The sequence below is a fragment of the Psychrobacter sp. Marseille-P5312 genome (assembly GCF_900291405.1).
Taxonomy (GTDB): Bacteria; Pseudomonadota; Gammaproteobacteria; order Pseudomonadales; family Moraxellaceae; genus Psychrobacter; species Psychrobacter celer.
In genome coordinates, this window is the sequence record NZ_OLML01000001.1 from 1,499,490 (window position 1) to 1,522,311 (window position 22,822).

General features: G+C 45.2%; 15 protein-coding genes. 8 read left to right on the forward strand and 7 right to left on the reverse strand.

Features of this window, described 5'->3' with window-relative positions; translation table 11 throughout:
- Window positions 1-43: 43 nt before the first annotated feature.
- The 5 genes from C6W44_RS06550 to C6W44_RS06570 all read left to right on the forward strand — a co-directional run bounded on the left by C6W44_RS06550 (window position 44) and on the right by C6W44_RS06570 (window position 7,502).
- Window positions 44-4,141, forward strand: a complete 4,098-nt coding sequence (locus C6W44_RS06550) for a PilC/PilY family type IV pilus protein (protein WP_105244720.1) — start codon at window positions 44-46, stop codon at window positions 4,139-4,141.
- A 1-nt stretch (window position 4,142) separates the two neighbouring features.
- The gene (locus tag C6W44_RS13705; protein ID WP_105244721.1) at window positions 4,143-4,643 is read left to right on the forward strand and encodes a type IV pilin protein; all 501 of its coding nucleotides are present in this window, start codon (window positions 4,143-4,145) and stop codon (window positions 4,641-4,643) included.
- A complete protein-coding gene (locus C6W44_RS06560) occupies window positions 4,637-5,164 on the forward strand; it encodes a type IV pilin protein (RefSeq protein ID WP_105244722.1) in 528 nt (175 codons plus the stop codon). The genes C6W44_RS13705 and C6W44_RS06560 overlap by 7 nt, the downstream gene beginning before the upstream one ends.
- Before the next feature lie 324 nt (window positions 5,165-5,488).
- Window positions 5,489-5,911, forward strand: a complete 423-nt coding sequence (locus C6W44_RS06565; RefSeq protein ID WP_105244723.1) for a pilin — start codon at window positions 5,489-5,491, stop codon at window positions 5,909-5,911.
- Between the two features lie 76 nt (window positions 5,912-5,987).
- Entirely contained in the window at window positions 5,988-7,502 is a 1,515-nt protein-coding gene (locus C6W44_RS06570; protein ID WP_158676703.1) for an O-antigen ligase family protein, read from the forward strand.
- 134 nt (window positions 7,503-7,636) lie between these two features.
- Here the strand turns inward: C6W44_RS06570 and fdxA are convergent, their stop codons facing one another.
- Both fdxA and mutS read right to left on the reverse strand, forming a co-directional pair.
- The gene (fdxA, locus tag C6W44_RS06575) at window positions 7,637-7,960 is read right to left on the reverse strand and encodes a ferredoxin FdxA (RefSeq protein ID WP_105244725.1); all 324 of its coding nucleotides are present in this window, start codon (window positions 7,958-7,960) and stop codon (window positions 7,637-7,639) included.
- Between the two features lie 101 nt (window positions 7,961-8,061).
- The gene (mutS, locus tag C6W44_RS06580; RefSeq protein ID WP_105244726.1) at window positions 8,062-11,247 is read right to left on the reverse strand and encodes a DNA mismatch repair protein MutS; all 3,186 of its coding nucleotides are present in this window, start codon (window positions 11,245-11,247) and stop codon (window positions 8,062-8,064) included.
- Window positions 11,248-11,634: 387 nt separating this feature from the next.
- Between mutS and secA the strand changes: the two genes are divergently transcribed.
- Together secA and C6W44_RS06595 are read left to right on the forward strand one after the other, a co-directional pair.
- A complete protein-coding gene (gene secA, locus C6W44_RS06590; protein ID WP_105244728.1) occupies window positions 11,635-14,436 on the forward strand; it encodes a preprotein translocase subunit SecA in 2,802 nt (933 codons plus the stop codon).
- Between the two features lie 236 nt (window positions 14,437-14,672).
- Window positions 14,673-15,224 carry a hypothetical protein gene (locus C6W44_RS06595; RefSeq protein WP_105244729.1) on the forward strand — a complete coding sequence of 184 codons (552 nt, stop codon included), beginning with the start codon at window positions 14,673-14,675 and terminating at the stop codon, window positions 15,222-15,224.
- 271 nt (window positions 15,225-15,495) lie between these two features.
- Here the strand turns inward: C6W44_RS06595 and C6W44_RS06600 are convergent, their stop codons facing one another.
- The 5 genes from C6W44_RS06600 to C6W44_RS06620 form a co-directional block, all read right to left on the reverse strand.
- Complete coding sequence (locus tag C6W44_RS06600) at window positions 15,496-16,137, reverse strand: YsnF/AvaK domain-containing protein (protein ID WP_105244730.1); 642 nt, start codon at window positions 16,135-16,137, stop codon at window positions 15,496-15,498.
- Between the two features lie 233 nt (window positions 16,138-16,370).
- Window positions 16,371-17,219 carry a DUF2382 domain-containing protein gene (locus C6W44_RS06605; protein WP_105244731.1) on the reverse strand — a complete coding sequence of 283 codons (849 nt, stop codon included), beginning with the start codon at window positions 17,217-17,219 and terminating at the stop codon, window positions 16,371-16,373.
- Window positions 17,220-17,646: 427 nt separating this feature from the next.
- On the reverse strand, window positions 17,647-18,828 hold the full coding sequence (locus tag C6W44_RS06610; protein WP_105244732.1) for a thiolase family protein: 1,182 nt from the start codon (window positions 18,826-18,828) through the stop codon (window positions 17,647-17,649).
- Between the two features lie 90 nt (window positions 18,829-18,918).
- Window positions 18,919-20,262 (reverse strand): homoserine dehydrogenase, encoded by a 1,344-nt coding sequence (locus tag C6W44_RS06615; RefSeq protein WP_105244733.1) that lies wholly within the window; start codon window positions 20,260-20,262, stop codon window positions 18,919-18,921.
- A 247-nt stretch (window positions 20,263-20,509) separates the two neighbouring features.
- Window positions 20,510-21,361 carry a DsbC family protein gene (locus tag C6W44_RS06620; RefSeq protein ID WP_105244734.1) on the reverse strand — a complete coding sequence of 284 codons (852 nt, stop codon included), beginning with the start codon at window positions 21,359-21,361 and terminating at the stop codon, window positions 20,510-20,512.
- A 425-nt stretch (window positions 21,362-21,786) separates the two neighbouring features.
- Between C6W44_RS06620 and C6W44_RS06625 the strand changes: the two genes are divergently transcribed.
- On the forward strand, window positions 21,787-22,725 hold the full coding sequence (locus tag C6W44_RS06625) for a DUF808 domain-containing protein (RefSeq protein ID WP_105244735.1): 939 nt from the start codon (window positions 21,787-21,789) through the stop codon (window positions 22,723-22,725).
- Window positions 22,726-22,822: the final 97 nt, after the last annotated feature.

Below are 22,822 nucleotides of genomic sequence, written 5' to 3' on the forward strand. Positions count from 1 at the left end.
TAATTCGCCATATTTTAAGACGAACACAATATGGGTGGTTATTATGAAAAACAGAGATAAAGTAAACGGTGATAAAAGAAATACTAATCGTAAGCATCAAGCGCTCAGCGCCCTGTCTGTAGCAGTTTTGGCATCTATGAGCCAAAGTGCTCAGTCAAGCGATTTAGAAATTTATCAAGCACCAGAAGAAGGCAAAGTCGTACTGACAATGATGCTGGATAACTCAGGAAGCATGGATGCTACCGATAATAGTAGCTGTACAAATGCTAATCGGTTTGAAGAAATCGAGCAAAAAATATATGATAATAATGGTGTATATACTGGTGAGATAAAAAAATATTGGGTCAACTATTGTTCTACACAGACGAAGATTGAGGGGCAGTGGTACGAAACAGGTAGATATTATGATCGCCTATCACGTGTAAAAATGGCACTTATTCCTATGTTTGCGAATCCCAAAAGTAATGTAGGGTTTGGCACTGATTTTGATGTTAATAAGTATAAGATTGGCCTTGGAAGTTTTGAGGCAGGTGGAAATACAAAGAGTGAAGGGCGAGGTAAAATAGATATAGAGGCAAAGTTTTTAAACTTCGCGCATCGAAAAGATCTGATTACTAAAATTATAGGTTATGGAGCAACTACAAACACACCATTAGCTAATGCCTATGCAGCAGCAGGTGCCTATATGTTGGGTACCAGTACAGACACATTAGTTAATGACAATGTAAATTCAGATGATATTTACAACTTAGTTGCTGTAACTTATAAAAAGAGAGATGGTAGTAGTCAGAATTTCAAATATTTTTTATATAAGTGTAATTCTGACTACAATACACAGTCTATAAAGAATGTAGATAATTACAATTACCATAGATGTGGAAGTTACGCAGAAAGTTCAAAGAATAAAAGTCCGGTTGGTATGGCTGGAGTAGACTACACAAAAAGTCTTTCTGTAAATTCTGCAGATAGTTTAGACAGTGATTTAAAAACAAGCCAAAACGGTAAAAGTCAGATAGAAGAAATCACATTCTATTTTAAAGAAAAAGCTGTAGTTCCACCCTCTACCTCACCTATTATCCCTGGTCAATGTAATGCTCAAGGTATTTACTTCTTAACTGATGGTGAGCCCAATCAATCACGAGAATCAGATACATTAAACTTGATGAATAATAGCTTGGGTAAAACTCCACTAGCTATGAGCACTTCTTGTGACTCCACATTATCAAATTCAGATGCTAGGTATGGTGGTTATTCAGGTTGGGAGTGTATGGGGGAATATGCCCCTTTATTAAACAGTAGTAGTAACTATCAGAAGGCTGCTATTGAAACAGCAACGGTAGGCTTTGGTAGTGTCTATAAAGAACTATCAACCATACCAAAGATAGAAAAAACCATTACCAAGCCTAACGGTGAAACAAAAGTGGTATCGGTATATAACTGTGATAGTGAAGATATCTTGAGTCAAGATGCTAAAAATCTGTGTAGATTGGGCGAAAAAGGTTATGGTCTCGGGCAAGGTGGCTTTTACTATACAGAAACCAGCAGAGACGTTTCAGACAGTGTTAAGTCTTTTGTAAAAAGTCTGGGTGACAATGTTATATCTCCTATATCGACAGGAACAATGTCCGTACCGCTAGACAACTTGAGTGGTCTCAAATCTCGCGGTTTTGCCTATCTGCCCATTCTCGAACCAGTACCAGGCTCTTCATTATTATGGAATGGCAATCTTAAAAAGTATAAGACCAGAAATGCTACCTTAATCGGTGACGATGATAACTATGTATTCCAAGATCAAAAAGGCACCTTTGCTACAAATACCCACGATCTTTGGAACACCATTATTGACGATACACGACCAGATGCTAAGCGTCCTGATGCAGCGAAGCCTCAAGTCGGTGGCGCTTATCAAAAAGTATTTGAAAATGCCAATGGAACGGGCGTAGGCGATCGGAATTTGTTTGTTGATAATGGAGGTACACTTGTCAAATTAACAGTTAGTGCATCTAAAGTACCTAACAATTTTGATGCTCTAACTACCTTATCTGATGATGGAAATGAGAAAAAGCCTGCTTTGCTCAATTTTATGGGCTATAGCGTATCAAAGGGTACTACTGTAAAAGATGGTGAAGCGCTAAATGTAGATAAGCAGAAAGAGGCAAAAAATATTGGTGGTGTATTGCATTCTATACCACAGCTCATCACTCAAAAGGTAAACATTAGCGGCTCAGGTGAGTTTGATAGAGCGAGCCGAAAGGACTATATCCTATATGGTTCGATGGATGGTGCGCTGCATATGATTGACGACAGTACGGGTAAAGAGACATTTACCTTTATTCCCCAGCAGATAGTAGATCTGCAACCAGCGGCTATTGCAGGAGAGGGTGCGGCTATTGATGGAAGCTACCCCTATGGTGTAGATGCCCCTTGGATGACTTATGCAGCCTATACGATAAAGGAGAATACGACGGGTACAGGAGCCAGTGCAACGACGACTAATACCTACGAAGCCTCACAAAGCTTTGCTCTAGGTGGTCTGCGTATGGGTGGCTCGACTTACTATGCTCTTGATGTCACCTCACCAACGGCACCAAAATTGATATTTAGTGTTGGCTCAAACTATGCCAATCGTCAAAAAGGACTCACAACGGATATTCGCGGTATTAAAAACGGTACTAGTAATATTATTAGTACATCAGGCGCAACCAATGAGCAAAAAGCCTACGCGCGTATGGGTCAGACGTGGGGTAAGCCTGAACTTGGTTATGTGAAGAGCGGTGGCAAACGCGTTATGGTTAGCTTCTTACCCGGTGGCTATGATGCTTGCTATGAAAATACACAGTTTAAGTTGGGAAACAATGCAAATAGCGAAAGTTGTGCGGATAAGTCAAAAGCTCAGGGTAATGCGATGTACATGGTACAAGTGGGTGAGATAAAAAAGAACAGTAATAACGAAGAACAGGTAGAGACTGGCAGTGATAGTGGCAAGTTACTATGGTGGGCAAGTAGCGATGCAACAGGGAGCAACAGTACCAACCGTTCTAATTTTTTACAACAATCGCAAGTACCTGACATCAAGCACAGTATCGTCACACAAGTTAGAGCGTTAGACCGAAACTATGACGGATTGACGGATCATATCTATTTTGCAGACTTAGGTGGTCAAGTCTGGCGCGCTGATATCAACAATAATGCAGACACAGATAATTTCAAAATTGATCGCGTGGTAAAAGTGCTAGACGTTAGCGATCAAGCGACTGGCACCACCGACACCGACACCGACGCGCCACCACGTATTTACGAGCGTCCGTTAGTGACGTTCCATAATGGCATACACAGGTATACTGATGCAGATAACAACTCAGTGCAATACTCAGGTATCGAAGCTTTAGTAACGGTTGGTACTGGGGATCGTAGTAATCCTGTGACAGCGACACGCAACAAACCTAATGCCATTTATAGTATCCTTGATAAAGATGTTGCACGCACAGACTTATTTTATTACGGTACAGGTACTGCACCAACGATTAGTATGCGTACCCCGGTGATTCGAGTTGCCGATACAATGTTACCTAATAACAAGCTACAAGAGTTGACATTCACTGATGAGGATATTGGCGACACAGGCATTAAAAAGCGTATGCAAACCAATGTTGTACAAGGTTGGTATATGCCATTGACACACTGGTTGGGAGAAGAAGAAAAGGTCGATGGAAAGTATAAACTAAAGATGTTTAATGAACCTGATGCGATTGCAGGTATTTTGATTACTTCATCGTTTAATCCTGATGAAGGAGACGACGTCAATAGCTGTAGTGCGGGTGTTATCGGCGAGACTCAGCGCGAGCGTACTTGTTTACCCTATGGTGTATGCTTTGATAAAGATCAAAATGAAGTTGTAACGACACGTTCATCATACAGTGCAGGCTTGGGTATTGTAGATAATATTATTAGTCAATATAACGATGGGACTTTATTCACTTCATTGAAAAACCGCTGTGAAGGTGATGAATGTATTCCAAAGGAAATCTGCACAGGACCTGATTGCGATGATGACCAAACATGCGTAGGCGATACCTGCGCTGCTGACGATGCAATTAACGTTGACAAGCGCATCAATCCATTAAGCTGGATGGAACGCTAATATGTCAATACGTTATTGCCAGCCGTACCGCCAAAATGGTTTTACTTTGATAGAAATGATGGTCGTTTTGGCTATCATCTCTATATTGGCTGCCGTTGCCATACCAAGCTATCGCGCTTATGTCATTCGCAATGCTGAAGCAGACGTACAGCGAAAAATGCTATCCTTGTCCGTTGAGCTTGAGCAATGGCGTGCAAAGGCGCTAACCTATCGTGGATTTAAGCCTCGCTCGGATACTATTACCGATGGCACAGGCCTTATACGTTTTCCTGCAACCAATCCAATATACAATATTAAACTTGGTCATGTTTCAGGTACGCCAGCAACTTTTGAGACGCTACATCAAGAAACAGGACGCGCTAATAACTGGGTAATGATGGCAACACCCGTTGATCTAGTAGGGGCGGATAGTTTCTTATTATCAAGTCAAGGATTACGCTGCGCCAGTAATGATGCGTTTGATATTACAAAGGCGGATTGTATAGGAGCGACGACATGGTAGTGTCAGTATCATCAATAAACACATCGATCAAATATACCCGCCAAACTGGCTTTACTCTGATAGAGCTGATGATCGTCGTCGCCATCATCGGTGTACTCGCAGCGATTGCATATCCTAGTTATCAGTCTTACGTCATAAAGACCAAGCGCGTCGATATGATGACGGAAATGCAGCAGATAGCCAGCCGTATCGAGGCCAATAAGATAAACTATAGGCGCTATGATAGAGTGCCACTTTCCTCTATATTCTCATCTACTGTTGCTACTGATGGTAGCACAAATTTCCCTGTTTCGGGATCTGCGCTATATACAGTGACGATAGGTACAGGGTCATGGGGAGAGACAGACTGGACTACAAGTACGGATACATTAGGAGGCCGTGACTGGACGATTATAGCCACACCAGTCTCAAATCAACGTATGGCAGGTGATGGCGTCTTGAGCCTTAATTATCAAAGCATTAAATGCCGTACTATCGGTACTGAAAAAAAATGCGGCACTGGCAGCGAGTGGAATGACTAAAAAAATAGTCTGGCAACTGACAATTATTGTCAGCTATCGTGAGCCAGAGTAGCTGCCATTGACATAAACTGACACTTTTAGGTATGCTTAGCGTAACAATTAGTATCAGTAGATAGCAGTATGGTAAGTGACTGCACGAAAATATCAATAAATAGCGTTAAGAATTGGGCACTTAGCACATATACCTACTGTGACTAATGATATTGGCACGCTATATGCATCTACTAGGGCACGAAAGACCAATACACTATATTCAATACCTAACATAATGAAAGATAACGCGAGCGAATATCCGTTATCTTTATCCTCTCTAAAGGAGTTCTTATGAACGCTCAAAAAGGTTTTACCCTAATCGAACTAATGATCGTTATCGCCATTATCGGTATTTTGGCTGCGATCGCTTTACCTGCTTATACTGATTATACCACCCGTGCTCGTGTATCAGAAGCACTAACTACTGCTTCAGCTATGAAAGCTACTGTCTCTGAGAATATAATTAGCAAAGGTGGTACTTCAATCGATGAAGATTCAGCTTGTATTGGAGTAGCTACTGTTGGTAGTGATGCTTCAGCAGCTACTAAGAACGTACAAAAATCAGTATGTGACAAAGGTGTAATTACAGTTACTACTACTCCTGATGCGAAATCAGTACCGTTGATTTTAACTCCTAGTTACAGTGGTGATGGTGTAGAATGGACATGTACTACTACTGCTGATAAAAAATATGTCCCAGCTGAATGTCGTTAATAATTTCTAAGTACTGCTGATAAAAATGCCAATCTTTTACTTTATTTTAGGGCTAAGTTATCTTAGCCCTATTTTTATGCAACCATGGGTAAGCGCGTTTCAAGATTTATGCGCTATCATCGCTATAATATTATTAATGTCGATACAAAGCTATCGTAAGAATATTGAAATTGATAGAAGAGTACTGTATGTCTTTGGATTCATAGTATGCATTCCTTTAGTCCAATACTTGTTTGGAATATTATTTTTTACGCAAGAGTTGGTTTTATCACTTATTTATATTAGTGTGTTCTTCCTAAGTATAATTAGTGGTGCTAATTTCAATAGGTCTTATAAAAACGAAGAAAAATTATCGTTTTTCTTCGTTTTTATAGGCTTATCCTGCGTATTTATACAGTTAATACAGTGGAGTGGCCTTTACCATTCGGCATTGATATTAGATAGCAGCTCACGTCGACCCTTTGCAAATATAGGCCAACCTAATAATTTAGCAACGCTGCTATTTATAGGGTTCTTTTCTAATATTTTGCTATTTAAAAATAATAGATTGAAAGCAAAATTCTATTTTTTAATAAGTGCCGTTCTAATGACAGGTATAGTACTTACTCAGTCTAGAACAAGCTGGCTAGTATTTGTTTCAGTGCTACTTCTAGCTTTCTTCAAGAGTAAGTTAGAGCTTTTCAGTATTATGTTGAAAAGCTCTGTACTATTCTTCTGTTTAGTCTTGATTTTGCCATATATAACTTTGTTTTTTCATGATCAAGGATTAACCGTAACAGAAAGGATCAGCTCTGATTCCTCACGGTTGTATATATGGAAACAGATGCTCATAGCTATAATGGACAAGCCTTGGTTTGGTTATGGATGGAATCAAACTTCTGTAGCACAGACTTCGGTAACTCTAAAATATCCATTAGATATTTGGCTTGAATATTCGCACAATTTGTTCTTAGATCTTATAGTATGGACTGGAATACCTATAGGGCTATCAATTATAGGTATTATCATCATCTGGTTCTTGCAAACCTTTAAAAAAATAAACACTTTAAATCAGCTGTTATACTTCTTTATCATCGCTGCTTTTCTCATACATTGTATGCTCGAATATCCATTTGCATATGCCTATTTTTTAGTACCTATAGGACTCTATGTTGGTATGTTGCATCAACAGTTATATGAAACCAAAAATTTAAAATTTAAAAGCCTTGTGATAACTTTAGTTAGTATATTGATAATTACAATCATTATTATATCGAGAGACTACTTTGTACTCAGTGACAAAAGAACCATTTATACTTCCGAAAGTCTTTTTTCTGAACAAGTAAAGCCTGCCTTCTCTAAAGTATTAGTGCTGGACGCCTTAGATGTAAATAACGATATTTTATTTCTAAACAGATGCTATGTTCTGAAAAAAAATACTATTGAAAATTTTAAAAGTAACTTTTATCGTTATCCTACAAGAATGAACTTAGTGATGTATTATAAATCTACTATATATTACGAAAAAAATTCTAGAGATGCGGAACGATATATGACAGCCTGGTATCCAGATTATAAACAGAATCTAAGTCAATATGATATATGCTCTTGATATTACTTTATAGTTTCCAGATACCTTATAGTTACCTTGATAACCTAATGCCTCAAGCGAAATATTAATAACAAAAAAGACTGAAGCAACTGCTCCAGCCTTTTTGTGTATAAAATACTTTTTCAAACTAAGGACTACTTCTCTAAATATTGAATCTTACCTTCCACACCATCCCACTTTTCAGCTTCTGGCAACTGCTCTTTCATCTCAGTGATGTTCGGCCATTTTTGCGCCAGCTCTTCATTGAGTTGAATAAAGACTTCTTGGCCTTTTGGTACTTCATCTTCTGAAAAGATCGCATTGGCGGGGCATTCCGGCTCACACAGCGCGCAGTCGATGCACTCATCAGGGTCGATGGCGAGGAAATTTGGCCCTTCATAAAAGCAGTCCACAGGGCAGACTTCCACACAGTCGGTGTATTTGCAAAGAATGCAGTTATCTGTAACGACAAAGGTCATAGTGGTCTACCTGTTATTGGTTTGGCAAAGTACAATAGTTAGTACATTAGCTGAAAAATAAGACATATTTTAGCGCTTTTGCCACTATTTTACAAATCCCTTTAATGACTAATGATTTCCTTTAAATGATAAATTAAATCGTGCGCTTGCTTTGGTGTTAGGTTATCAGGATTAATCGCTGCTAGCTCATCTTGTAATCTAAATAATTGATTTTGCTGTGGAATGGTAGCAATGCTTTGACTTAGACTAACGTCATCTTCCTTCATTTTCTTTGGTTCGCTATCATAAGTCTGCGCTCTTTCATCCTTTACTGACTTAGCTAATTCATTTTTATCATCAATGGCTTTTACACTTTCAGTTTTTAAATTATCTACTAAATACTGCTTCGCATCATTTAATACGTGAGTCGGAATTCCCGCCATTTTTGCGACATGCAGTCCAAAGCTAGAGCTTGCGGCGCCATCTTTAATTTGATGGAGTAGTAATAATTGACCATCAACTTCACTGGCGGCGACATGGACGTTACGAATACCTTCATTTTGCGCAGCCAATTGTGTCAGCTCAAAGTAGTGGGTGGCAAACAGGGTCAGGCAGCCGATCTCAAGCAGACGATTGACACAAGCGTGGGCAATGGCCAGCCCGTCGGTGGTGGCGGTACCGCGGCCGACTTCATCCATGAGCACCAGTGATTTATCGGTCGCTTGGTTTAAGATATTGGCCGTCTCGATCATCTCGACCATAAAGGTCGACTTGCCGCCTGCCAGATCATCAGCCGAGCCAATACGGGTAAAGATGCGGTCGATATCACCGATGCGCGCGCTGGCCGCTGGTACAAAGCTGCCACAGTGCGCGAGCAAGACAATAAGAGCGGTCTGGCGCATGTAGGTTGATTTGCCGCCCATATTGGGGCCTGTGATCATCAGTAGGCGCTCAGGATGTCCTTCTTTAGTATTGGCACTGCCCAGCGTGCAGTCGTTGGCGACAAAGGCATGGGCGCGCGCAGGTTTGCTGGTGTGTTGGCTGAGGTTTTGGCTAAAGGTCTGCGTTGCGCCTTGCGCGGCTGGGCTGCTGGTATTAGCGGGGTTTAATGCCGCCTCGACCACCACATGGCGGCCTTGCTGGATGTCGATACTGCTCTGGTCGATACGGGTCTGGCTGCTATTTTTTAACAAGTTGCCATTGTTTGAATCGTTAGTCATAACGGGACGTTGCCAATTATAAAGGGTCGCAAGCTGCGCCCAGTTGCTGAGCACATCTATTTGAGCGATGGCGGCGCTCAGCTGCTGCAATGCGGCCAAATGACTACTGAGTATCGTCAACAGCTCATGATACAGCTGTTTTTCTCGAGCCAGTGCTAAGCTTTGTGCGCTTAGGCATTCGGTCTCGACTTCCTTTAGCTCATCGGTGATAAAACGCTCACTACTCTTGAGCGTCTGCCGCCTGATAAAGTGCGCGGGTGCGTTTTTGGCTTGCATTTTGGGCAGCTCAAAATAGAAGCCGCTGACTTTATTAAAGCCTACTTTTAGGCTGGGTAGCTGGTTGTCCTGACGGGCGCGCGCGACCATCTCATCTAGTGTCACTTGGATGTTGTCATGTAGGTGTGTGAGGCGATCGAATTCTTCATCATAACCGGCAGCTATCATACCGCCATCACGGATATGAGCAGGCGGCTCTGGGATAATGGCACGCTCGATCAGCTCGGCGACAGATTGTACCTTAGGTAGCTGCGCGGGCAGTTGCTGCATGAGCATGGCCAGCAGTCCTGCCTGCTCGTGATGGATGCCTGCTTGCTCTAATAAGGTAGTCAGCTGCGCGCTGCTGTTGATACCGTCCACCAGTTTGCGCAAGTCTCGCGGTTTGGCGCTCATCAGGCCGATGCGGCTGGTGATGCGCTCGATATCACCGATGGCGCTTAGCGTGTCGCGTATATGGCTGACCAATGAGGGACGCTGTAGCTGCGGACTATGCGGACTATGCGGACTACCTTGCTTGCTGCTGTCAGCTGGGCTGTCTGCATGCAAAAGTTTGTCTATGGCGTCTAGGCGCATATTGATACGCGCATGCTGGCGCAAAGGGCGTTTCAGTTGCTGCACCAGCAGGCGGCGTCCCATCGGCGTTTGGCAGTGACCCACGACCGAGACCAGCGATGTACCGCTGCTACTGACTGGAGCAAACAGCTCAAGGTTTTGCTGACTACCGGCATCGATAATCAAATAATCGTCACTGTATTCAACGATCAGCTGATTGACCTGCGGCACGTGACGCTGCTGGGTTTGCTGCGCATAATGAATCAAGGCGGCACAGCTAGACTGGCTAAGCGGCGCGTCATGGATACCAAGCCCATCGAGACGCTGCACCCCAAACTGCTGACAAAGGGTGTCTGCGGCATGGGCGCGGTGAAAGTCATTGGCAGCGACTTCGATGATCGGACAGTCAAGGTGTTGTCGCAGCCATAGCGGCCAGTCGGTATCAGCACTGCCAGTAGCATCGCTCAGTGCTTCGCTGATGATACATTCACTAGGGGCGAAGCGGGCAAGCACTGTCAGCATCTGCGTTTGTAGGTCATCGTAGTCATCATGATTGGCGCTCAGACTCTGAGTGGTCAGGGTGCCAGCGGCTAAGTTGAGCTGACTGACGGCGGCCTGTAGTGGCTGCTTGCTGTTTGCTCGCGGCTGGGCGATATCGATTGCCACCACGGTCGGCGTGTGGTTGGGCGCGATCAGCGCGTCATCCGTGATGGTGCCTGCGGTCAGCGTTTTGACCACCTCACGGCGCATGATACCAGTGGCCTTGCTACTCTTTTTTTGTTTATCGCCCACCGCCGATGGAGCGGATGAGCGGCTGGCTGCATCGGTTGATGCATCGTCCACTTGCTCACAGACGACCACTGTCTGACCTGCCGCGATGAGCCGCGCCATGTAGCTGTCGGCGGCATGAAACGGCACACCCGCCATGGCAATGGTATTGCCTGCTTTGTCGGTGCCGCGGCGCGTGAGCGTGATGTCTAGTATTTGTGCGGCGCGCTTGGCATCATCAAAAAACAGCTCATAAAAATCACCCATCCGGTACAGCAGCAGCGCTTGTGGATAGTTGGCTTTCATGGTTAGATACTGCACCATCATCGGCGTGTGATCGGCCAAATGATAAACAGTATCGCCGATAAGTAGCTGATCGGCGTCTGCAGATTTGGCAGCGCTTGCCTTGCATAAAGGCTGTTTGGCCGCGGTATCTGTTGTGGGCGCAGGATGGCTAATACGAGCGTGCGGGGCAGAGGTGTTGACGGTCATGCAGAGTCTCTTATGGTACTTAAATGGGTTTGCTTAGAAAGAATGCGTATTTTTTAGAAAAAATCGAGGATGCAGGTTGGCAGTTATTTGCGTTTATTGATATCACCAAACAGCTGTTAAATTAAGGGTATAGGCGCTATTTTAACACGTTCAGCGCTGTTTTTACGTCGGCAAATATCTGCTCACAGCCCTTGTATCCATCAGCGTCATAACCATATATAATGACGGCACACTTAATTGGGCGATACTTAGTTGGGCGCAGTATCATAAAATAGCGCGCAGTATTAGATAAACTGCGCCGAGTGACGACAAGCACCAAGTAGGGTGCTACGCTAGGCATTGGCTAATGCGCACTAATTATCGAATATTTCCATAGGTCAAAAAATTATGTTATCAAAGATTATAGGCAGTGTGGTTGGCACCAAAAATGACCGCGAACTAAAACGCATGCGCCGCGTGGTCAGTAAGATCAACGCACAAGAGGCTGAGATACAAGCCCTGTCTGATGAGCAATTACAACAAAAAACTGCCGAGTTTAAAGCGCGGCACCAAAACGGCGAGAGCTTGGATGCGCTATTGCCAGAAGCGTTTGCTGTCTGCCGTGAGGCGTCATGGCGTGTCAATGGCATGCGCCACTATGATGTGCAGCTAATCGGTGGTATCACCTTGCACGAAGGCAAAATCGCCGAGATGAAAACAGGTGAAGGTAAAACCCTCATGGGTACCTTGGCCATGTATCTAAACGCCATCAGCGGTAAAGGCGTGCATTTGGTCACGGTCAACGACTATCTAGCGGCGCGTGATGCGGAGCTCAACCGTCCACTCTTTAACTTTTTGGGCATGACCGTCGGCGTGATTTACTCACAGCAGCCGCCACAAGAAAAAATCGACGCCTATCAAGCCGATATCACGTACGGTACCAACAACGAGTACGGTTTTGATTATTTGCGTGACAACATGGTGTTTAGCCTCGCTGAGAAAAAACAGCGCCCGCTGAATTTTTGTATCATCGATGAGATTGACTCAATCTTAATCGATGAGGCACGTACGCCGCTGATTATCTCAGGGCAAGCCGAAGACTCTTCACGCATGTATGCGCTGATTAACACCATCATTCCACGGCTTAAGCGCTCAAAAGACGAAGAAGCTAATAAAAACAACGAAGATGAAGATTTTTGGATTGATGAAAAAAACCGTCAGATTGAGATTAGCGAAAAAGGCTATGAAAAAATCGAGCGTTTTTTGACAGAAGTTGGTGAGCTGGGCGAAAACGAGAGCTTGTATAGTCCAAGTCGCTTGCCGCTGCTCGCGCACGTCCAAGCCGCCATTCGCGCTCACCATGTGTTTGTCAAAAACGTCCACTATATCGTTGACGACGGTGAAATCATCATCGTCGATGAAAACACGGGCCGTACCATGCCCGGTCGCCGCTGGTCAGAGGGCCTGCACCAAGCGGTAGAAGCCAAAGAAAACGTCGAGATTCAGGCAGAAAACCAAACGCTTGCGACCACGACTTTCCAGAACTATTTCCGTCTTTATGACAAACTCTCTGGTATGACGGGCACGGCCGATACCGAAGCGGCGGAGTTTAAATCCACGTATGATTTAGACGTCATCGTGATTCCAACGCACGAGCCGATCGCCCGTATCGACATGGACGATCAGATTTTCTTGACCAAGCTTGGTAAATACAAAGGCATCATCCGCGAGATCAAAGAGATTCAGGCCAAAGGTGCGCCGGTACTGGTCGGTACAGCGACGATTGAGGCCAGCGAAGAGTTGTCTTATCTGCTCGATCAAGAAGGCATCAAACATAACGTCCTAAACGCCAAGCAGCATGAGCGTGAGGCAGAGATTATCGCGCAGGCAGGTAGCCCAAAAGCGGTGACCATTGCCACCAACATGGCAGGCCGTGGTACCGATATCATCTTGGGCGGTAACTGGCAGTCGTTTATCGAAGACATCGATGCGGTCAGCCCAGAAGAGATGGCACGCCTAAAAGCAGAATGGCAAGTCAAACATGACCAAGTCGTGGCCGCTGGTGGTCTGCATATCATCGGCTCTGAGCGTCATGAGTCACGCCGTATCGATAATCAGCTACGTGGCCGTGCCGGTCGTCAAGGTGACCCTGGCATGTCGCGCTTCTTTTTATCATTAGAAGACGACTTGATGCGTATCTTCGCAGGCGACCGCGTGGTCAATATGATGCGCGCCATGGGACTAAAAGAAGACGAAGCCATCGAGCATAAGATGGTCTCAAAATCGATCGAAAACGCGCAAAGTAAAGTCGAAAGCCGCGACTTTGATGCCCGTAAAAACCTACTCAAATACGATGACGTCGCTAATGAGCAGCGTAAAGTCATCTATAGTCAGCGCGATGATTTGCTCGCAGAGATGGACTTAAAAGAGGCCATCGATGTCATGCATCATGAAGTCTATAATGCCATGATCGATCAGTTTATTCCGCCAGGCTCTATCGATGATCAGTGGAATATCGACGGCCTAGAGGATGAGCTAGAGGATGAGTTTAAAATTTCAATGCCGATTAACGATTGGCTAGATGAAGATCGCCGCCTAGATGAAGAAGGTTTACGTGCCAAAATCATCCAAACGGCATTGGATCGTTATCATGCCCGCCGTGAGCAAATGGGTGAAAAAGACGCCGCCCAGCTTGAGCGCCACTTTATGCTGCAAAGTCTGGACAAGCACTGGAAAGAGCACTTAACCCAGATGGATCAGCTACGTAAAGGTATCCATCTGCGTGGTTATGCACAAAAAAACCCAGAGCAAGAGTACAAGCGCGAGTCTTTTGAGCTATTTCAGATGATGCTTGGTGCTATCAAGTCTGAGACCGTACAAGACTTATCACGCGTGCACATTCCGACCAAAGAAGAGTTAGAAGCGCTAGAGGCGCAGCAGCGTGAAAACGCTGCGCAAATGCAGATGCAGTTTGAGCACAATGATGTCGATAACTTAGACAGCAATGCCGGTACCGCGCAGCCACCAGCGCAAAACCGTAACCAAGCAGCAGGCGCGGCCGCCGCTGGTATGACGGCCGGTGCTGCAGGTACGAATGCCAGTGCGAGCGCTGCTGGGGAAAACCCATACGCGGGTATGCATATCAGCCGTAACGCGCCTTGTCCTTGCGGCTCAGGCCTGAAGTACAAGCAGTGCCACGGCAAGATCTAGGCATATCAAGCAATTTAGATGAGATGTTTACAGGCCCTTATCTTGCACAGATAGGGGTTTTTTCATGAGAAGGGTTAAGACACCAAAAAAGACGTTAAGTGTCTTTTTTGGCTTGCAGACAGCCTCTAGAAACGGGTAAATGCTCACTGTTTTTGTATGGATTGTTTACAAATTGTACATAGGCGTGCATTTAGGGACACGCTATAGTATTTAACATATTTGTTTTGGAGAGTGTGATGAACGTAGAATTATTAAAACAATTTCGAACCTCTGTCGTTTTAACGGGCTTATTGGCTGGCATCATGACTGTCAGCGCTTGCCAAAAACAGCAAGAAACTGAGCCTAGCCTAGAAGAAAGCATCAGCGAAGAGCAATCTGTACCGATGTCTGCTGAGCCTGCCGAGCCAAATGATATGGTAATGGACGCGCCAGCTGATGAGGTGGCAGATGATACAGTCGCGATGGTCAATAGTGGTGTTACTCAGATGACCTACTCATGCTCGCCAGCACTAGAGGTAAAGGCAACTTATAAAGACGCTGATAATCAAGTGGTCATCGAAACTGCCAATGGCACTGCGACTTTGACCAAAACCAATGATGCGAGCAACCCAGAAGTTTTCAATCTCGATACCGCTATCGATGGTGGTGTAGGGTTTGTACAATGGCGTGTGGCACATACAGAGCGTGAGACAGGTATCATGCGTACCGCTGGTGCCGATGCCGATAATGTCAGCACTTATGAATGTAAAAAATCAGCCGAGCCTAGCGCCGATGAGTCAGCTGCCTAACCACGCCGTCGTGATTTTATCATTAGATAGCTAGCCAACTAAACAGCAGTAAGAGCGAGTCTGCAGCTAGACAACAGCTGATACCCTTATATGGTTATATTTAGATTTTATGACTAAGCATTGATTCGATAATTTACGCAAAAAGCAACGCTAACACAGCGTTGCTTTTTTGTCGTATTGCCTTGTATTGTCTTTCCGTCGTCAGCTTACTTATCGTGGCCTTCTGATAAAGCTGCTATAGTTGATGCACGTTAAGATGTGCCTATCGGTTTTATTTCGAATTGGCTATATCATCAGTGGCAACATGCTCATGAACCAAAAACCCTTCTTCGGCGACATCAAGCTCCTCATGCTTCAAGGTCACCTGAATACTATCGGTATGGGTATGTGTGGTTTTGTTGATATCAACTTCTTGAATGGCAAATGTCTCCTTGGTAATGGTGGCAACTTGACGAGACAAGACGATCTCAAGCGGTGCTTCACCGATCTCAATCTGCTGGCCATTGACCGTCACCACCGCTTTGCTATCTAGCGCAGGCTCGACATGACGCAAAATATCTTTATCATCGTACTGACCTGATAGTAAGTCTTGGCTTTCGGCATCGTGGTATTCAGTACGAATGGTAAGATACTCTTCTACCAGCTCTATCGGCACATCGATAGTCTTGGTGCGACGGTGTTTGGTCACTGTGACTTTGCCTACATCAAGACGCTCTTTGTTGACCACAGGGCGCTCTTCTAACAGCTCTAAATGACCAACCTCTTGTGATGAGGGATGCCGGTCAACTGCTAGATCTGTATCTTCGGCCATCTGCGTGGTGTCATTGTGAAGAGGAGTGGCTGATGTAGAGATGCCATCGTCTTTTGATGGGTCGCGGTTGGAGTCAGTGACCGCATTAGGGTCAGTGGTCATTTTGATATCCTTATATGGTGAAATACTATAAATGTCATGGCGCAAGATCGATATGCTATTTGGTTAAAGCCAGAAAAAAGGCCAGAGACATGCTCTGGCCTTTATTTGCTAAGTGACGCTGCCTCCTATCTCATAGTGCAGCCGTGCTTAGCTGTAAATGGCGACTATGACTGGTGTGTTTATTATATTATTATAACCAATCAGGGAGTAGGCCAGTATAAGGCTGTTGTGGATTACATACCGCGAGCACGGCGTACATCTTCGGCAGTGATGTCGTCACGATTGACGATGTTGCCTTCACGGTCTACCACATTACCATCACGGTCGATGTCTAGCTCTTCGCGCTGAATGGTTTCGACGATCGTCTCCGTATGGCGTTCAGTTGTCTTACCGACGTTGACTTCTTCTGCCACATAAGTGTCTTTGCCCACGCGTGCACGCTCTGCTTCTAGCTCAACTTCGATGGTTTCATTACCATTGACATCTCCGATGCGGCGATCTGTTGGGCGATCGACATTGGTACGCTGAATATTGGCGTGCTCTTCTTCTAGCTCGACATCGACGTTGCGCTCTTCTGTGACCACATGTTTACCGACTTTGACCAGACCTGCTACGATACGATCTTTATTGACGGTTAGACGCTCTTCTAGTAGCTCTAGGGTGTTTGGCGCTTCATAAGCATGATCAGCAATCTCCATACGCTCAGCTGCTGGTACGCTGTCTGCGACAAAGGCTTGGCGGTCTTTTTCGTACTGCTCTTTATAGCTGTACTGATAGTCATGGTCGTATACTTCCATCGCTTCGACTTGCGCTTCTGTTAAGCTGTCGAAGAATACATCATCACCGACGATACGTGCCAGACCTGCTGGGACAAGGACTTCTTTTGAGCTAAACCAGCCGCCTACATCTACGATCAAATAACGAATACGGCCTGTGGTGTCCTCTACTAGTGCTCCTTCGATTTTACCGATTTTTTCTTCATTGACGCCATAGGCAGTTTTGCCTGTTGGATCATAATAGTCATCACCGATTAGGTCGCGGTGCGTGGCTTGGATGTCTTTTAAACGGATTAGCTGGCTCATTATTGTCTTCCTTTTTTATGAGTTCATTATTGATTATTAAATTCTGTTTAAGACATTAACTTTTATACCTGCCAGTGTTACCTTGGCAGTTGCTGCCTCAACTTGTAATTATCGTAACACCCTGATTTTAGATGAGGTATATAAGCAAGGTAGCAAAGTGTGCGCTTGAGGTAATGGCGTGTAATAGGCTGTAAGTGGCATAACAGAGTAAGGGGTACAAGTTAACGCGTTTTTACACGGTGCAATAATTTGGCTATTTTAGAAAATGACAAACACAAAAAAACCGCAGAGCATATCGCCGTGCGGTTTTGATACATTTAAGAGCTTGATATGTTAAAGAATAAACAGCCTGACAGCTATTAAGGCTTATATTAATCTAGGGCTTATATTAAGCTAGATATTGCCCCTATCAACAGGCAGCTGCTGATTAAGCAAGCTCGATGGCTACCGCCACGGCTTCGCCGCCACCGATACATAAGGTCGCCACGCCTTTTTTGCCGCCTGTACGCTTAAGTGAATTGATCAAAGTGACCAAGATACGCGCGCCAGAGCATCCAACTGGATGACCAAGAGCACAAGCGCCGCCTTCGACGTTGACTTTGGCATGGTCAATGTTTAGCTCATCCATCGCCGCCATCGTGACCATAGCAAAGGCTTCATTGATCTCCCAAAGATCGACATCAGCGATTGACCAGCCAGCATTAGCAAGGACTTTTTCGATGGCGCCAATCGGTGCAATGGTAAACTCGCTTGGATGACGAGAGTTAGACGCGGTGGCGATGATACGTGCTTGATAGTCACGACCTTCTTCTTTGGCTTGTGATTCTTTCATCAACACGACTGCTGCTGCACCGTCTGAGATTGAGCTGGCGTTTGCGGCGGTAATGGTACCGTCTTTGGCAAACGCTGGACGCAGGGTAGGGATGCGCTCGGCGTTGGCCAGACCTGGCTGCTCATCGGTATCGACCGTTTGCTCGCCCTTGCGGGTTTTAAAAGTAACGGGTTCGATCTCGTCTTTGAAGTGATCGTCTTGGATTGCTGTCAGTGCACGATTGAGCGATTCGATGGCAAACTCGTCCATTTGCTCGCGTGTATAGCCTTTTTCGTCAGCCATTTCTTGGGCAAACATGCCCATCAGCTTGCCCGTTTCTGCGTCTTCTAAACCGTCTAAAAACATATGGTCTTTGACTTCTTTGTGCCCCATACGATAGCCTGCGCGCGAGCCTGGCATGATATAAGGAGCATTGGTCATCGACTCCATACCACCTGCGACTGCGACCTTAAAGCTGCCCGCTTTGATGCCATCGTGAGCCTGCATGACTGCTTTTAGGCCTGAGCCGCACAGTTTATTGATAGTGACCGCGCCCGTCGCATCAGACAAGCCGGCGTTGCGCATCGCTTGGCGGGCAGGACCCTGACCTAAGCCTGCTGTCAAAATACAGCCCATAATGACTTCATCAATACTGTCGACATCGACACCTGAGCGCTCGACAGCGGCTTTGATCGCCGCCCCGCCAAGCTCGGTTGCGCTCACATCTTTTAGCGAGCCTTGAAAACCGCCCATAGGAGTACGGGCACCGTTTAAAATCACAATTGCATCATTTGACATCGTTATTATTCCTTTTTACATATTTAAATGAACGTGTGGCACTTTTTGGCCAAACGCTGACAGGCTAGCGGCTATCCATCTTGCTGTTGTTTACGCTAGCTCATCTAGGCGAATGCGTACTACTTTATCAGTAATTGTGTCTAGTTTTTCGATTTTTTCGATGGCCAGATTCATGCGGCGCTCAACTACAGGCAGCGTCAAGATAATGACAGGCACCTGACCAACCTTGTGCGCCGGTTTCTGCAAAATCGCATCGATATTGATACCTGCATCGCTGAGGATACGCGTGATATCGGCCAGCACTCCTGGGCTATCATAAGCATGGACGCGCAAGTAGTAACCCGTGGTCATCTGCTCGGCGCGTAGGATCGGTGTGTCAGATAATTGCTCAGGGATAAACGCTAGGTGCGGCACATGGTGACCGTTGTTGCTTTTATCGTCGGCATCCTTGCTACCTAACACACGTACCAAATCCATGACATCTGCCATCACCGCCGACGCGGTCGCGCCTGCACCGGCGCCATCACCGCAGTACAAGGTCTGCCCGAGTGGGTGTGAATTGACCAAGACTGCGTTTTTTACGCCATTGACATTGGCCAAAAGAGCGTCTTGCGGGATGAGGGTCGGATGGACACGCAGCTCGATACCAGTCGCAGCATCGTCGCCTGTGCCATCACGGCGCACCGCAAAACCTAAATGCTTGATACGATAGCCCAGCTCTTCGGCATAGTTGACGTCTTGTAAGGTGATACCTGTGATGCCTTCGCAATATACCTTATCAAACTGTAGCGGGATACCAAAGGCGATAGAGGCCAGTAAGGCCAGCTTATGCGCCGCATCGATACCCTCGACATCGAACGTTGGGTCGGCTTCAGCATATCCTAATGCTTGGGCTTCGCTCAGTACATCAGCAAACGGGCGACCCTTATCACGCATTTCTGTCATGATAAAGTTGCCCGTGCCGTTGATGATGCCGGCCAGCCACTCTATTTTATTGGCCGCCAAGGCTTCACGCATCACTTTGATGATTGGAATACCGCCTGCGACTGCTGCCTCGTATGCCACATGGACATGGTGCTCTTCTGCAACAGCAAAGATCTCATTGCCGTGTTCGGCGAGTAAGGCTTTGTTTGCGGTGACCACATGCTTACCGTTTTTGATGGCATGCATGATGACTTCGCGGGCGAGTGTGGTGCCGCCGATCACCTCGATCACGATGTCGACATTGTCGCTTGCCGCAATTGCCATCAAGTCACTGCTTTGCATGATATTGGGATTAATATCATCACGCTGACGGCGCGTACCCACTTCGGTAATGGTAATGTCTTGGCCGCTGCGGCGTTTTAGCTCATCTAAATTGTCATTGATTAGATTGATCACGCCCGTTCCGACGGTGCCTAGACCAAGTATCGCTAGTTTTATGGATTTACTCACAGTATCCTCGATGAAATAGATGGATAAAAATTCAAACTAAAAAGAAAAGCTTAATCGACTCTAGGTTGCATAGCCGTATTATAGTGATAAACGTATCATACCGATAAGCAAAGGTGGCGTCTACCTAACGCGCCGCATCAATGTCACTTGACATTTACTATTGCAATTTGCTTTTTTCATCAAGCGCCCTTATTTATGCAGGCGCTATGATTGAGCGTTACTATAATGGTAGGGCAATGGCATGGGCTTAGTTGTTAAGCGCAGCTTCAGCCAATTGCGCCGCTGGCAAGTAGCCGCCAATCTGTTGCCCCGACTCTGTAAAGATGGCCGGCGTACCGCGCACGCCTAAGCTTGCGCCTAACTGCATGTGCTTAGCCACAGGACTCTGGCAGGCAGGTGCTGAGATATTCACATCTTCATTTTTTGCTTGATCCATTGCCTGTACGCGATCGTCGCTGCACCAAATGGCTTCCATAAGCGGAATACTGGCTTCACTGCGTGGCCATGCCAGATAGCGAACTTCGATACCGCGGGCATTGATGTCATCCATCTCAGAATGCAGCTTAGTGCAATAAGGACAATCAGCGTCGGTGAATACATAGACGACCGCTTTGGTTGCTCCTGTAGCCGGATAGATAATCAGCTCATCTTTATCAACCGCTTCTAATGCTTGTTGGGCATTAGAAGCCATAAGTGCGGCGCTGATATCGACAGGCGCGCCGTCACCTATGCTGATGATTTGTCCTTGAATGATATGCTTGCCAGCTTTGTCAGTGAAGAAAGAGGGTAGACCCTCAGCGCTGACCCAGTAGATATCATCCATAGCGGTAGGCACAGCTGAAGTCACAGTCTCTTCAATGCCAGAGGCGTCTAAGTTGGCTTGCAAAGCGCTCACTACTGCCGCATCGTTATCAGGCGCAGCTGCTTGGGTGCTAGTAGTAATCTCAGGGTTGGTCGCGTCAGCGGCATTGTTCGAACATCCCGCCGCTACCACTACCAGTAAGGAGCTCATCATTGCTCGCGTTAGTTTGCTGCTTACAGAGTTATGAGCAGGTTTATAGCTAGCCGCGCGAGCTTTTGGAAAAGGGAGTACAGACATATAACGTTTCCTATAAGCGCTAGCGCTTATCTATGGTTTGGTAGTAGAGGCAGATAAAGCACGAATAAAGCTTAAATAAAATCTGAGTAGAATCTAAATAAAACATTGTATCTTAACATATTTTATTAAATAGGCGCTAAGTGAGGTATTTTTACTTTAGCATCACCTAAAAAATAGACAGTATCAATATGAGTATCTGTGTCATCAGTATCCGTATCGAATTTTATACAGCCTTTGTAAGGAAATCAAAAATAAAATACATTGTTACTATGTAATGTCATTCTGGTTATGTCATCATTAGCTAGGTTTTCTATGATTAAGCTAATAATAAAGATATAGATAAAGTAAGCGCAGAGAGACATAAGTGTCGGTATACCGTTATTGGTTGACGCATAATTGTAAATTCATAATTTTAAGGAATAAATATGGCAGGTGGTAGTTTATTACTCTTGCTCGATGACATCAGTATCTTGATGGATGATGTCAGTGTCATGACCAAGATTGCAGCAAAAAAGACAGCGGGCTTAGTAGGGGATGATTTGGCATTGAATGCCGAGCAGGTCACAGGCGTCAAGCCAAACCGTGAACTACCTGTTATTTGGGCAGTTGCTAAAGGCTCTTCTGTTAATAAATTGATTTTGGTACCAGCAGCGCTATTAATTAGCTACTTTATACCTTGGTTGATTACGCCGCTGTTAATGATAGGGGGGTTGTATCTCAGTTATGAAGGTGCAGAAAAGGTCATTCATAAGTTTTGGCCGAAGCTATTACCGCATGATGAAGAACAAAATGCTCGCCTGCAAGCCAATGCCGATAGCAATATCGACTTAGTCGCTTTTGAGAAGGATAAAATCAAAGGTGCTATTCGTACTGACTTTATTTTATCGGCTGAAATTATAGTGATCTCTTTAGGAGCGGTGACTGCAGCTGGCGGCGATATCTTACAAAAAGCGTTAGTCTTATCTATTGTCGCTATCGTAGTGACAGTCGGTATTTATGGCCTAGTCGCTGGTATCGTAAAGATTGATGATGCAGGCTTGCATCTGATTGAAAACTCTAACGAGGGTAACATAAAACATAAGTTCGGTGAGTTGATGCTATCTGCTGCACCAAAGCTTATGAAGTTTTTATCGATAGCTGGTACGATAGCGATGTTCTTAGTCGGCGGCGGTATTATCGTCCATGGTATTGGCTTTTTACATCATAGTGTAGAAGATATTGCCCACTTAACAGGTGTCTTTGAGGGGCTGACTAATGCCTTATTAAATGGAGTCATCGGTTTTATTATCGGTGCTATTATCGTTGGGATCTTCACTATCGTTGGCAAAATGCGTGACGACGATACAAAGTCAGCGACGCACTGAGCTTGCATGAAAAGCGTTAAACAGATAACGCATTACTCAGCAAAGTGAAGAAAAATAAAAGCCCCGATAGTGAACTATCGGGGCTTTTGAGTATCTA